12 protein-coding genes are annotated in these 12,801 nt (G+C 69.9%); 8 read left to right on the top strand and 4 right to left on the bottom strand.

Annotated elements, in window-relative coordinates; translation table 11 throughout:
* Positions 1-135: 135 nt before the first annotated feature.
* Positions 136-1,968, top strand: a complete 1,833-nt coding sequence (glmS, locus tag TX83_RS15875; RefSeq protein WP_064748945.1) for a glutamine--fructose-6-phosphate transaminase (isomerizing) — start codon at positions 136-138, stop codon at positions 1,966-1,968.
* A 101-nt stretch (positions 1,969-2,069) separates the two neighbouring features.
* On the opposite strand, the gene TX83_RS15870 is transcribed toward glmS, so the two are convergent.
* Together TX83_RS15870 and TX83_RS15865 are read right to left on the bottom strand one after the other, a co-directional pair.
* On the bottom strand, positions 2,070-2,540 hold the full coding sequence (locus TX83_RS15870; RefSeq protein ID WP_141233526.1) for a hypothetical protein: 471 nt from the start codon (positions 2,538-2,540) through the stop codon (positions 2,070-2,072).
* Between the two features lie 113 nt (positions 2,541-2,653).
* Positions 2,654-3,295 (bottom strand): GNAT family N-acetyltransferase, encoded by a 642-nt coding sequence (locus TX83_RS15865; RefSeq protein WP_064748943.1) that lies wholly within the window; start codon positions 3,293-3,295, stop codon positions 2,654-2,656.
* Positions 3,296-3,668: 373 nt separating this feature from the next.
* Here TX83_RS15865 and TX83_RS15860 point away from each other — a divergent pair, with 373 nt between their 5' ends.
* Positions 3,669-4,325 (top strand): glutathione S-transferase family protein, encoded by a 657-nt coding sequence (locus TX83_RS15860; RefSeq protein ID WP_064748942.1) that lies wholly within the window; start codon positions 3,669-3,671, stop codon positions 4,323-4,325.
* A 282-nt stretch (positions 4,326-4,607) separates the two neighbouring features.
* Here the strand turns inward: TX83_RS15860 and TX83_RS15855 are convergent, their stop codons facing one another.
* Positions 4,608-5,072 carry a hypothetical protein gene (locus tag TX83_RS15855; protein WP_075575201.1) on the bottom strand — a complete coding sequence of 155 codons (465 nt, stop codon included), beginning with the start codon at positions 5,070-5,072 and terminating at the stop codon, positions 4,608-4,610.
* A 427-nt stretch (positions 5,073-5,499) separates the two neighbouring features.
* Between TX83_RS15855 and TX83_RS15850 the strand changes: the two genes are divergently transcribed.
* The 4 genes from TX83_RS15850 (at position 5,500) to TX83_RS15835 (ending at position 10,135) form a co-directional block, all read left to right on the top strand.
* A complete protein-coding gene (locus tag TX83_RS15850) occupies positions 5,500-6,615 on the top strand; it encodes a sensor histidine kinase (RefSeq protein ID WP_186442617.1) in 1,116 nt (371 codons plus the stop codon).
* A complete protein-coding gene (locus TX83_RS15845) occupies positions 6,615-7,355 on the top strand; it encodes a LytR/AlgR family response regulator transcription factor (protein WP_064748939.1) in 741 nt (246 codons plus the stop codon). Before TX83_RS15850 ends, TX83_RS15845 begins: the two co-directional genes overlap by 1 nt.
* Positions 7,356-7,478: 123 nt before the next feature.
* Positions 7,479-8,936, top strand: a complete 1,458-nt coding sequence (locus TX83_RS15840; protein ID WP_064748938.1) for a serine hydrolase domain-containing protein — start codon at positions 7,479-7,481, stop codon at positions 8,934-8,936.
* Positions 8,933-10,135, top strand: a complete 1,203-nt coding sequence (locus tag TX83_RS15835; protein WP_141233525.1) for a hypothetical protein — start codon at positions 8,933-8,935, stop codon at positions 10,133-10,135. Before TX83_RS15840 ends, TX83_RS15835 begins: the two co-directional genes overlap by 4 nt.
* A 7-nt stretch (positions 10,136-10,142) precedes the next feature.
* Here the strand turns inward: TX83_RS15835 and TX83_RS15830 are convergent, their stop codons facing one another.
* Positions 10,143-11,060, bottom strand: coding sequence for a LysR family transcriptional regulator (locus TX83_RS15830; RefSeq protein WP_064748936.1), 918 nt, complete (start codon positions 11,058-11,060; stop codon positions 10,143-10,145).
* A 103-nt stretch (positions 11,061-11,163) separates the two neighbouring features.
* On the opposite strand from TX83_RS15830, the gene gstA reads away from it, so the two are divergent.
* Complete coding sequence (gstA, locus tag TX83_RS15825) at positions 11,164-11,769, top strand: glutathione transferase GstA (RefSeq protein WP_064748935.1); 606 nt, start codon at positions 11,164-11,166, stop codon at positions 11,767-11,769.
* An 11-nt stretch (positions 11,770-11,780) separates the two neighbouring features.
* A complete protein-coding gene (locus TX83_RS23695) occupies positions 11,781-12,407 on the top strand; it encodes a 2-hydroxymuconate tautomerase family protein (RefSeq protein ID WP_222423776.1) in 627 nt (208 codons plus the stop codon).
* The last annotated feature ends 394 nt before the right edge of the window (positions 12,408-12,801 follow it).

The following is a 12,801-nucleotide window of genomic DNA, read 5'->3' as shown; positions in this document are numbered from 1 at the left end:
ATCGCAAGTTGTTGATTTAAAATGGCGTACGTTCCTGTCCGGGCGTCCGTCCGGACAGTCGCTCTGTCCGCCGGACGTGTCCGCAAAGCGCACTGGCTAGAATCGCGGCCATCCCCCGAAGGAGTTGCCCCCAGCATGTGCGGAATCGTTGGCGCGATCGCCGATCGCGATGTGGTACCCGTCCTCATCGACGGACTCAAACGTTTGGAATACCGCGGCTACGACTCGGCCGGCATCGCCGTGTTCGACGGCGCGCAGCTGCGCCGCGTGCGCCGCACCGGCCGCGTCGGCGAGATGGAGGCCGCGGCCCAGGCCGAGGGCTTCAACGCCCAGGTCGGCATCGGCCACACCCGTTGGGCCACCCACGGCGGCGTGACCGAGGCCAATGCCCACCCGCACATCAGCTTCGGCGAACTGGCGGTGGTGCACAACGGCATCATCGAGAACCACGACGAGCAGCGCGAGCGCCTGCGCGCCGCCGGCTACGCGTTCGAATCGCAGACCGACACCGAAGTCATCGCCCACCTGATCCATCACCATCTCAAGCAGGACGGGGACCTGCTGGCGGCGGTGCAGAACACGGTGCGCGAGCTGGTCGGCGCCTACGCCATCGCGGTGGTCAGCAAGCGCGAACCTGGCCGTCTGATCGCCGCGCGCATGGGCTGCCCGTTGCTGGTCGGCCTGGGCGAGGGCGAGAACTTCGTCGCCAGCGACGTCTCGGCGATCGTCCAGGCCACCCGCCGGGTGATCTTCCTGGAAGAAGGCGACACCGCCGACATCAGCCGCGACAGCGTGCAAGTGTTCGACGCGCAGGGGGCGCGCATCGAACGCGAAGTGCACGTGTCCGACGTGTCGCTGGCGTCGCTGGAGTTGGGCCCGTACCGCCACTTCATGCAGAAGGAAATCCACGAACAGCCGCGCGCCATCGCCGACACCATCGAGGCGGTGATGGACAACGGCGCGTTCTCGCCGTCGCTGTTCGGCGCGCAGGCCGAGTCGGTGTTCGCCGGCATCGAAGGCGTGCAGATCCTGGCTTGCGGCACCAGCTATTACGCCGGCCTGACCGCGCGCTACTGGATCGAGGCCATCGCCGGCCTGCCGTGCCAGGTTGAAATCGCCAGCGAATACCGCTACCGCGCCGCAGTCGCCAATCCCAAGCAGTTGATCGTCACCATCTCGCAGTCGGGCGAAACTCTGGACACGATGGAGGCGCTGAAGTACGCCAAGTCGCTGGGCCACGAGCGCACCCTGTCGATCTGCAACGTGCCGGAGAGCGCGATTCCGCGCGCCAGCAAGCTGGTCTACTACACCCGCGCCGGCGCCGAGATCGGCGTGGCCTCGACCAAGGCCTTCACCACCCAGTTGGTGGCGTTGTTCACCCTCACCGCGACTCTGGCCAAGCTGCAGGGCAAGCTGTCGGCCGAACAGGAAGCCGAGTTCGTCGACGCCCTGCGTCACCTGCCGGGCAGCGTGCAGCACGCGCTCAACCTGGAACCGCAGATCACCGCCTGGGCCGAACGCTTCGCGCCCAAGCAGCATGCGCTGTTCCTCGGCCGCGGCGTGCATTACCCGATCGCCCTGGAAGGCGCGCTCAAGCTCAAGGAAATCTCCTACATCCACGCCGAGGCCTACCCGGCCGGCGAGCTCAAGCACGGCCCGCTGGCTCTGGTCGACGCCGCCATGCCGGTGGTGGTGATCGCGCCGAACGACAAGCTGCTGGAGAAGGTGAAGTCCAACATTCAGGAAGTGCGCGCCCGCGGCGGCGAGATGTTCGTGTTCGCCGACCTCGACAGCCACTTCGGCGAATCCGAGGCGGTGCACGTGATCCGCACCCCGCGCCACGTCGGCGTGTTGTCGCCGGTGGTGCACGCGATCCCGGTGCAGTTGCTGGCCTACCACGCCGCACTGGCGCGCGGTACCGACGTCGACAAGCCGCGCAACCTGGCCAAGGCGGTGACGGTGGAATGACCGGCTGAGCCGGCGAGGCGCCCCTTGCGCGCAGTCCGCGTTCGGGGCGTTTCGAAAACACGATCCGCTAATACGGTGCGGTCAGCCTGACGGTGTAGACCTCATAGAACGGCGCGCTCGGCGGCGCAGGATATTTGCGGCCGACCATCCGCCGGGAAACAAGCCATATCCGGGGTGCCGGGATTGACCCGATATTCTTTGACGGTCCCGGCCTCGTCGATCACCGCGACAGCGCGAAAGCGGGCGATGCCGGCCTGTCCGGCCTGGGCGGCGCAGCTGCGATAGACCTCGGACCGGAAGCGGTCGTGAGCAGGAAGCATCCGTCGCCCCCAGGCCATGCCGGCAAAGGTAGAGGTCAAGCGTGCGGCTTCGGCGGCCAGCAGGTGCCAACGATCCGCAGCCTCGATGCGGCCGCTGGGGCAGCCGGCGAGCAGGGCTGAAAGGCCGACAACAAAGGCGCGCATGCGGCTGCCGGGAGCCGTCGATGACCGGCCGCCGAAGTGGGCCTGCACGGGTTCTGGGCGTTCCTTCGCGGAACCGTCAATCGGCTCGTTCTCGTAAATGGCCTGCACTGACGCCGGCGCTGTCGGTGCATTCCGATGCGGCATTGCACGTGATGCGCGATACCCGGACGATCCGGTCCGAAGCCGACGCGCGTATGCTCCGGGCAGCGCTGCCAGTCGCTTCAAGTCTCCGGAATCGTCGCCGTAGCGAACGGCCCGAGCACCGTCCAACCCAGGTTCTCGTAGAGACCGCGGCCGTCGGCGGTCGCGACCAACAACTGCGGGCTGGTTGGGGACAACTTGCCCGATGCCAGCGCGATCATCACCGCGGCGCCCAAGCCTTTGCGTCGATGCTCCGGCGCGGTTTCGATCCGGTCGTAGACGAAGGCTTCTGCGGTTTCCGCCGCGCTGCCGGTGGCCGCCACCGCGCCGTCGGGCGCGACGACGCTGGCGCGAACGGCGCTGCCGGCGCGTTCGAGCTCCATCCTGTACCCGTCCGGCAGCGGCCTGGCGTCGGCGGGCGCCGCGGTCGTGGTCATGAAGTAGTTCGACGGTTGGAGCTCCCAACGCTCCGGCAGCGCGCTGCGCAGTTCTTCGTCGTAGCCGCACAGCTTCAGATAATGCCGCGGCGCGGTGATTTCGCGTGCGATAGCGCGCAGCCCATCGCATAGCTGCGGAAAAACCCAGCGCTTGGTTTCCTTTTCCGAGTGGGTGTCCACCCGGAAGCCGCCGCGATCGCGGACGGGGGGCGGGGAGCCGCGGGCGATGGAATGGGCGGCTTGCCAGGCGAACACGAGGTCGGGATCGATGCGGGATAGGCTCATGGTGGATCGCTTGGGGCGCCCGGAAGGGGCGCATTCTCCGGCGGCCAAGTCTGCCGCGCCATACCGGCGCTCGGCGGTGCCGCCTGCGTAGGCGTCGACTACAGCATCGCTTCGTCTCAGGCGCTAAGACGCAGGCAGGCGGAACGCGAGTGCCGCGATGGGGCTGGACGCGGCGAGCGGCATCGGTTTCGGGGAGGCGTCCTCGGAGCCGTCCGTCGGAGCACAGGCGCAATCGCGGGACGCCGGAAGGTTGCCGTCCCTGATTCGGCCGAGGAACGGACGGTTGTCGAATCTGCGCTCAGTCGTTCGTCGCCGAGGTGAAGGGGGCGATCGGCTCGCCCCGCCACCGATATTCACCGAGGAACACGTCGCAATGACCATCGTCATCACCGCCTTCGAACGATCGCCCGACGGCGGCAAAGGACTGGCGCGCGATACGCGTGTGCGCTGGGCGCTGGAGGAGGTCGGCCGGCCCTACGAGGTCCGGTTCGTGTCCTTGCGCGCGATGAAGGAGCCGGCCCATCTGCGCCTGCATCCCTTCGGCCAGATTCCCACGTATGAGGAAGGCGGTCTGGCCTTGTTCGAAACCGGCGCGATCGTCTTGCATCTGGCGCAGATCCATGCGGGTTTGCTGCCCGACGATGCCGATGCACGGGCGCGCGCGATCGCCTGGATGTTCGCCGCGCTCAACACGGTCGAACCGCCGATCCTCGATCTGGCGGTCGCCAGACTGGCGGAAGGCGACCGGCCCTGGGCCGGCCAACGCCTGCCGCTGGTCGAAGACCGCATCCGGCAGAGGTTGGCGCAACTGGCGACCCGCCTGGGCCGGACAGAATGGCTCGACGGAGGATTCAGCGCCGGCGACCTGATGATGGTGTCGGTGCTGTTGCGGCTGAGGCCGTCGGGGTTGCTGGACGAGTTCCCGCGTCTGGCCGCCTATGTCGCCCGCGGCGAAGCGCGGCCGGCCTACCTGCGCGCTTTTGCCGCGCAATGGGCGGTCAACGCCGTCATCGAGCCGCAGGCGGTCTGAACGTCGAGTCCGCTCCGATGCGGAACGCGTTGCAAAGGCCTGTAGAACTCCGCGATCCGCGGCACGAAGCGCTGCGGATTCGATCCTACGCCCAGGCGGGGCTGCCGCTGGAGACGTTCAAGCGACTTCGTGAACTCGCCACTCTGATCGAGGCCACCGACCGGGCCGGCCGACTACGCGGTTGGAACGAGGCGTCCCCCGGGCCGGCCCCCGAGCTGAAGTCTCGCCCGCGGATATGACGCGGCGGGCCGCCGCGGGGACGCGGGCTGCAGGCAGCGGAACTCAACCCACGACGCTGGCGTCTGCGACTTCGATCACCAGCGGCGCCTCGGCTGCGGCGTCGGGAACGTACCAGACCCGTGCCTCTGCGCCGACGCCGGGGACCTGCGTTTGCAGCAAATAGTCGCGTGAGCTTTGCGGATTCCACCGTCCTTCCAGCGCCCGGCCGTCGCCGAGCCGGACGATCAAGGCGAAGGACGAGAGCGAGCCGTCTTCGGCGAGCACCCAGTGCCGGCCGGTCACCCGGCCGGCGGCGGCGATCGCCCCAGGGCGGATTTCGCGCCACTGCGCTTCCAGCCCGCGTTCGAGCTTCGCCTGCCGGATGCAGGCGGCCAAGACCGCCCACAGCGCGACAGCCAGGCCGACGAGCATGACGGTGAAGATCAGGTTGAACCACCAGCCCGGCGTCGGCTCGGTCCAGAGTTGGGCCACGGCCCAGACCGCGCCGGCGCCGGCGATCAGGTTCATGAGCGCGAATCCGATCCGCCCGGCCGTGCCCATGCGGCGCGGGAACCGCAGCGAACGGGGGGCTGGTCCCGGCGAAGCTGCGGGGCTGAGTCGCGGCACGAGGTGAATGACGTGGCCGTCGTTGTCGTCTTGCATCCGATGCTTCGACATGGGCGCATGGTAGCGGGTGGGGTTTCGCGGGGCCAAGCGCGCAGCACGGGGCAGCGGTAGGCCGATGCAGCCGGGCGATGCCGTGCGCACGACGCGCACAGTGACCGCCCGGCAATCCCCATCCACCGGCCCGCCGCGGCGGATGCACGGCCGGCCGCTTCGGTCGGGCCAGCGTGCGCCGGGTAGCCGGCGCTGCGGTATACCGGTCCTGTGCGCCCGCCGGCGCTGGCATGATGGGCGCCGATCGCCCGTCTGGATGTTCGGTGCCGCCGATCCGATGAACGCCCCCTACGATGACTTGCACCGCCGCGACGACGAGCCGCCGTTCTGGCTGCCCTTGCTCGCGACGCTGCCGTTGGCGGCCTGCCTGCTGCTGAGCGTGCTGCCGATCCTCGGCCATGGTCCGGCGAGCGTGTCGCGCAGCATGTATCTGTGGGCATTCGCGCTGTGGTTGCTGCCGCTGACGGCCTTGCAGCGAGCGCTGCGGCGGCGTTGCTCGCTGGCGGCGACGGCGGCGGTGTTGTTGCCGGCCACGTTCCTGATGGCCTGGACCAGCCGCTGGCTGTTGCTGCTGCCGCCGTTGCTCGCGCGCGGTTCGTTGCCGCCTTCGTTCGACTGGACGTCGACCTTGCGCGGGCTGGAGGGGGCCTGGCTGAGCCTGGTGGCGGCCTGCGCGATCCATGCGGTGGTCGCATACGCGGCGCAGTTGCGGCGCGAGCGCGAGCGGTCGGCGCAGGCGCGGGCGCTGGCGCGCGACGCCGAGCTGACCGCGCTGCGCTACCAACTGCAGCCGCACTTCCTCTTCAATACGCTCAATGCGGTTTCGGCGCTGATCGGCGAAGGACAGGCGGGGCAGGCCCAGCGGATGCTGGTGCGCCTGAGCGAGTTTCTGCGCGCCACGCTCGATGGCGAACGCGGGCACGAAGTCAGCCTGGCCGAGGAACTCGCGCTGACCGAGGCCTATCTGGAGGTCGAGCAGGCGCGCCTGGGCGAGCGTCTGCGACTGGGTTGGAAGATCGGCGCCGGCGTGTTGCCGGCGCCGGTGCCGTATCTGCTACTGCAGCCGCTGGTGGAGAACGCGATCCGCCACGGCATCGCCCGCCGCACGCAGCCCGGACGGATCGATCTGGACATCGCCGCCGACGGCGACATGCTGCGGATCGACATCGCCAACGACCCGGCCACGGCCCCGCCTGGCGACACCGGGCCGGTGCGCGCCGGCGGCGCGATCGGCCTGCGCAATGTGCGCGAGCGTTTGCAGGCGTTGTATCCGCAACGGCATGTTTTCCAGGCCGGGCTCGACGGCGACGGCCGCTACCGGGTGCGCCTGCGCTTGCCGCTGCGCTCCGCGCGCAGTGCGGTTGCATCGATCGATACGGGAGAAGGGCGCTGATGCGGGTGGCGGTGATCGACGACGAACCTTTGGCGCGCTGCGGAGTGGTCCAGCGTTTGGCGCGCCATTCCGATCTGTCGCTCGCCGGCGACTATGCCGATGCCGAAGCGGCACGCGCCGGTTTGACGGCGGCGCCGGTCGATCTGGTTTTCGTCGACGTGCAGATGCCCGGCCAGAGCGGCCTGGACTGGCTCGCTGCGCAGGCGCCGCCCCGGCGGCCGCTGGCGATCCTGCTGACCGCGCACGCCCAGTACGCGGTGCAGGCCTTCGCCCTGGAGGCGGTCGACTATCTGCTCAAGCCGATCGACGATGCGCGTTTCGACGAAGCGGTGGAGCGTGCGCGCCGGCGTCGCCGCGAGCGAGAAGGCATCGGCGCCACGGTGCCGGCCATCGCGCCGCTGCGCCGATTCGCGGTGCGGGTCGGGCGGCGCGCGGTGTACGTCGAGGCCGAGCGGATCGAATGGATTCAGGCCGACGGCGACTATGCGCTGCTGCACGTCGGCGGCCGCAGTCACCTGTTGCGCGAGCCGCTGCATCGGTTGGCCGAGCGCCTGGACCCGCTGCGCTTCGTGCGCGTGCACCGTTCGGCCATCGTGCGCGTGGACTGCGTGGCCGAGTTGCAGGCCCTGCCCAATCGCGACGCGATCGCCCGCCTGCAGGACGGCACGCCGCTGCGGGTCAGCCGCACCTATATCGACGCCTTGCTCGCCCGGCTGCAGGACGGCGCCGGCATGGGGTGAGCCCGTCGCGCCGGTTGCGCCGGACCGGTTCGTCTCAGTGCGTGCACGGTCCATCCCAAACCAGGTGCGCGGCGCCGTAGCGGTTCCTACAGTGGGGCTCCGCTCATCAGGAGTCCCGCCGGCATGATCCGCCCGCGCCATTCCCGTCCATCGCTCGCCGCCCGCGTGTTCGCCGTCGTGCTGCCGGTCGCCGCCTCGCCGGCGCTCGCCGACTGCGGCCACGCGCCCGAAAGTCCCGCCGCGATCACCGCGCAGACCCTGCTCGATGCCTTGGTCCGCAGCAACGGCGTGCCCGGCATGGGCGCAGCGGTGTGGCGCGACGGCGAAGTGGCCTGGACCGGTTGCGCCGGCTGGCGCGATGCGGAGGCGCGGCGACCGGTACGCGCCGACACGGTGTTCCGTTTCGCCAGCGTGTCCAAGGCGATCGCCGCGACCGCCGCGGCGAAGCTGAGCGAGGACGGCAAGCTCGATCTGGATGCGCCGCTCAAGGCGCGTTTGCCCTGGCTGCCCGCCGCTTGGGGCCCGATGAACCTGCGTCAGGTAGCGGCGCACGTGGCGGGACTGCCGCACTACCAGGCTGGCGACGAGGACATCGGCCGCGACGGTCGTCGCTACGCCAGCCAGCGCGAGGCGGTCGGCGTATTCGCTGCGCGCCCGCTGCTGAGCGCGGCGGGCACGAGCTACCACTACTCCTCCTATGGCTACACCCTGATCGGCGCAGCGATCGAGGACGCGGCCGGCCAGCCGTTCCTGGACTACATCGGACGCGCGATCGTGCCGGGGCTGCGCATCGGCGCCGAGCACGGCGGCCGCGGCGAAGGCGAGTCGCAGTTGTACGAGCTCGATGGCGGTACCGCGCACCGGGTCGAGCGACCGCGAGATTTCAGCTACTCCTGGGGCGGCGGCGGGCTCGCCGGCACGCCGGAGTCGCTGGTCCGCTTCGGCGGCCGCCTGATGAACGGGCAGATCGTCAGGCCCGAGACCTTCGCCGCGATGCAGGAGCCGCTGCGATTGAACGACGGCCGGCCAGTGCAGGAGCGCGACTATCGCCTCGGCCTGGGCTGGCGCCTGGGCTTGGACCCGGACGGCGCCCGCATCGTCCACCACGCCGGTATCACCGAAGGCGCACGCGCGGCGCTGGTGCTGTGGCCGCAACGCGCGATCGCCGCCAGCGTGGCCTCGAATGCGGAGTGGGTCTCGTCGATCGAATCCACCGCGATGCTGCTGGCGGCGCCGTTCCTGCCCCGGCCCGTCGATCTGAAATCCGCGCGGTGTCCGTTGGCGCAACGCCGTTACGGCGGCCGTCTGGTCGAGCAGGCCCTCGACGGTGCGGCGAGTTTCCGTCTTGAGCGCGGCCGCTGTGTCGGCGAGCTGCACGCCGATGCGGCTCTGCGCGCGCACTTCGCCAAGGCGTCGGTGTGGAACGACCAGCGCCTGCGGGTGATCGCGCTCGACGCCGGCGGCGGACTGTCCCGCGCCGCACTGGTCACGCCGTTCGGCTTGTACGAGTTGCGCGCGCAAGGCGCCGGCCGCTATCGGGCGCAATTGAGCGGCGATCGGGTGCTGGAGCTGCGGCTGTGAGCGCGCGTGCGATGTTGTCGCGGCGGGTGCTGGGCGTCGCCGCATCGGGTTTGTTCGCCGTCTCGGCGCAGGCTGGCGTGGTGCTGCTGCACAGCGAGGGCGCAGTCGGCCAACGCCGCGCTTATTTCGCCGACCTCGGCCGGATCCAGGACCGCACGCCGATGGAACAGATCCTGGCGCCGGTCGCGATCCGCCAGATCGATGTCTACACCGTGTTCGAAAGCGCGGCCGAGGCCGATTGGTCGGTGGTGCCGCTGCAGTTCGAATGCGCGCAGCCCCTGCCGCAGTATCCGGGCCGGCGCAAGCGCGCACCGGCAGCGGCCGAGCCGCCGCCGCGACCCGACAGCGTGCGCCTGCAAGTCGGCGAGGGCGGCTATCGCATGAGCCGCGAGGGGCAGCGCTTGGGCATCGCCGCCGCGGCCTGGCGACCGGCCAACGATGCGGTCGCATTGCGGGCGCAGGCACTGGCCTGCAACGAGGTGCCGGTGCGCGAGGCCGAAAACGCCGCGCGCGGCGGGGATGGGTTCGATCAGGCGCGATTCGACGCCGCGCTGGAGCCTCTGGGCCTGCGCTCGCTGCGATGGGTGGCGGACACGCCGAACTTCTTCGTGCTGCGCGAAGTGGCCTGGAGCGGTTTGTGGGCGGGCGCGCAGCGGCCCAAGAGCGCCGGCGACCGGCCGCTGAGCGCCGCCGAAAAGGCGCAGTACCAACGCGAGTACGCAGCCATCGCGCAAACCATGGACCGATTGGCTGCGCAAGCGCAGCAGTACGGCGAACCGTTGCTGCGCAAGCATCGCGTCGATCAGGCCTTCGCCGCCAAGGCCGCCTCGATCCGCGGCCAGCGCCGGCTCGATCCCAAGGAAGCCTCGGCGATCATGGTCTGGCAGGGCCAGCCGGAACAGCAGGTGCTGGAGCGGATGGGACGAGCGGAATTGCAGCAGTCCGGCGAATTGCGTCTGTTGAGTTACTCGCGCGAGTACGACGACCGCTCGCAACTGGTCAATCGGGCCTCGGGCCAGGTGGTGGCCGAGCAGGGCGCGCATAGCCGTTGCGTGGTGACCTTCGTGGTCGCGCCCGATCAGGAAGGTTCGCCTCGGGTGGCCGATGTGCGCATCGAAGTGCAGAGCACCGGCATCGGCGGCGGCGGTCTTTGCCAAGGATTGATCCAAGTGCCCGAGCCGGGCGCACAGGCGCGCTGACCGTCGCTCACACCTGCGCCGGCAGTTGCGCGACCAGGAAATCGATCAGCGCGCGCACCCGCGAGGCGACGTGGCGCGCGCTGGGATAGACCAGGGAGAACGGCCGCGACCGGCCGCCGTATTCGCCCAGCACTTCCTGCAAGGCGCCCCGTTCGAGATCGGCCGCGACGATGAAGCGGTAGGTCTGCAGCAGGCCGCCGCCGGCGCGCGCCAAGGTCGCCGGGCCCAGAAAGTCGTCCGAGCACTGCAGGCCGCCGCGGGTGTGGAGCTCCAGGTCGCAGCCGTCGCGGCGGAACTGCCAGGGCACGGTCTGGCCGCTGCTGGGCAGGACGAACTGCAGACAGTCGTGCTCGGCCAGATCCTCCAGCGTGCGTGGAATGCCGGCGCGTTGCAGATAGTCGGGCGCGGCGACCACCGTCAGCTCGGCATCGAACAGTTTGCGCACCACCAGCCCCGAGTCCGGCGGCGCGCGGCCGCGGATCGCCAGATCGAAGCCGTCGGCGGTGAAATCGATGTTGCGGTTGCTGAGCTGGATCTCCAGCGTCACGTCCGGATAGGCGCGGCGGAACCGCGCCAGCGTCGGCAGCAGCAGATGGTGGGCGACCGGCGTCGGCAGACTGATCCGCACCTTGCCGGCCGGCGCGCGCTGTTGACCGCTCACTTCGCGCTCGGCCTCGGCGAGTTGGTTCAATCCCAGCCGGCAATGGGCGAGATAGCTGCGGCCGGCGTCGGTCAGGCGCACCCGGCGCGTGCTGCGCACGAACAGCTGCACGCCCAGGCGCGCCTCCAGGCGAGCCACCGCGCGGCTGACCGCGGCCGGGGTCAGGCCGGCCTGCAGCGCCGCGGCGGTAAAGCTTTCGGCCTCGGCGGAAAGGCAGAACAACTCGATGCTGCCGAGCATGAGGGCGTCGAACTGTCGGGTCATGGATTACGCCATGTAACTTATGAATTGAATCCGGACGCGTTTATGCGCTTCGGACGCATCAATAGCATGCCGGCTGTCGCTCCCCATCCACAAGGAAGCCTGCATGAAGCTCTACTACTCGCCCGGCGCCTGCTCGCTGGCCAGCCACATCCTGCTGCGCGAAACCGGCGCTGCGTTCGCTCTTGAGCGCGTCGATACCGGCGCGCACCGCACCGAGGCCGGCGTCGACTACTACGCGATCAATCCCAAGGGCCAGGTGCCCCTGCTCGAACTGGCCGACGGCCAGCGCCTCAGCGAAGGACCGATCATCGGCCAGTACCTCAGCGAGCTCGCCGCCGCAGACGTCTTGCTGCCGCGCGCCGGATTGGCGCGCTACCGCGTGTTGGAATGGCAGAACTACGTCGCCACCGAATTGCATAAGTCGTTCACGCCGTTGTTCCGCAACGATCTGGACGAAGCCGCCAAGGCGCCGTTGCGCGCCGGTCTGCGGCGCCGGTTCGAATGGCTGGAAAGCCGGCTCGACGGGGATTATCTGACCGGCGCGGCGTTCACCGTCGCCGACGCCTATCTGTTCGCGGTCGCGCGCTGGGCGCCTCATGTGGCGCTGGAGCTGGGCGATCTGCCGCGACTGCAGGCCTACCTGCACCGGGTCGCCCAGCGCCCGGCGGTGATCGCATCCTTGCGCGCCGAAGGCCTGCTCGCCGCCTGAAGGAGACCGCCATGCCCTACATTCTGATCCAGGCGACCCGCGACGGCCTCGACGCGCCGCGCAAAGCCGAACTGATCCGCCGCGCGACGCAAATGATGGCGGACGTGCTCGACAAAGACCCGGCCACCACGTTCGTCGTCGTCGACGAAGTCGAAGCCGACAACTGGGGCATCGGCGGGCACCCGGTTTCCGCCTGGCGCGCCGAGCGGGCGGCGAGCGCCGACGCAAGCTTGGGGGCGCCCGGCAGGCCGCCCGAACCACGCGAAGCCGATCGCGCCGCGTTGACCGCGGCGATGCAGGACTACTTCGACGGCCTGTACCGCAGCGATAGCGCGCGCTTGCGCCAGGTGCTGCATCCGCGCGCGCTGTACGCCACCGCCAGCGGCGGCGAACTGTTGACCCGCGGCATGGACGAGTACTGGCCGGTGATCGATGCGCGGCCTTCGCCGGCCAGCAAGGGCGAGCCGCGCGAAGACCGCATCGTCTCGATCGAGTGGATCGGGCCGGTCACCGCGCTGGTGCGCGCCGAATGCACGGTGCGGCCGCGGCGCTTCGTCGATCTGCTGACCTGGCTCAAGATCGACGGGCGCTGGTGGATCGTGTCCAAGGTCTTCCACTACGACGAACGCCCGGCCTGAACCGGCGGCGGCCGCAGCGCCGACGAACTGCGCCCACGCCCGCGGCGACGGCCCCGAACCGGGGCCGTCGCCGCGTCCGCGTCCTGCTGCGCGGCCTTGAACGCCGGCCTCCGAACCCGCCTGGCGCAAAACGTTTCATTCCTGAAATGTCCGCCGCGCAACTGCACGCGCGTTTGATTCGAACGTGATCGGTGCCGCAATACGCGCCCGAACTCCACACACCCAAGGACGACGGCAAGGCGTACGCGCCGGGCCGGACAGCGCCCTGTCGCTGATTCAAGGAGATCCGCATGCCCGCAGGCCGTCTGCTCAATCTCAACCAGATCCTCGCCGGCATGCGCCCGCCGCCGCCGGCGCCGCATCCGGCCACGCCGGTCGCGCCTGCGCCCGCACC

The sequence above is a fragment of the Lysobacter antibioticus HS124 genome (assembly GCF_000336385.2).
Lineage (GTDB): Bacteria > Pseudomonadota > Gammaproteobacteria > Xanthomonadales > Xanthomonadaceae > Lysobacter > Lysobacter firmicutimachus.
This window is presented reverse-complemented; position numbering and strand designations above follow the sequence as displayed.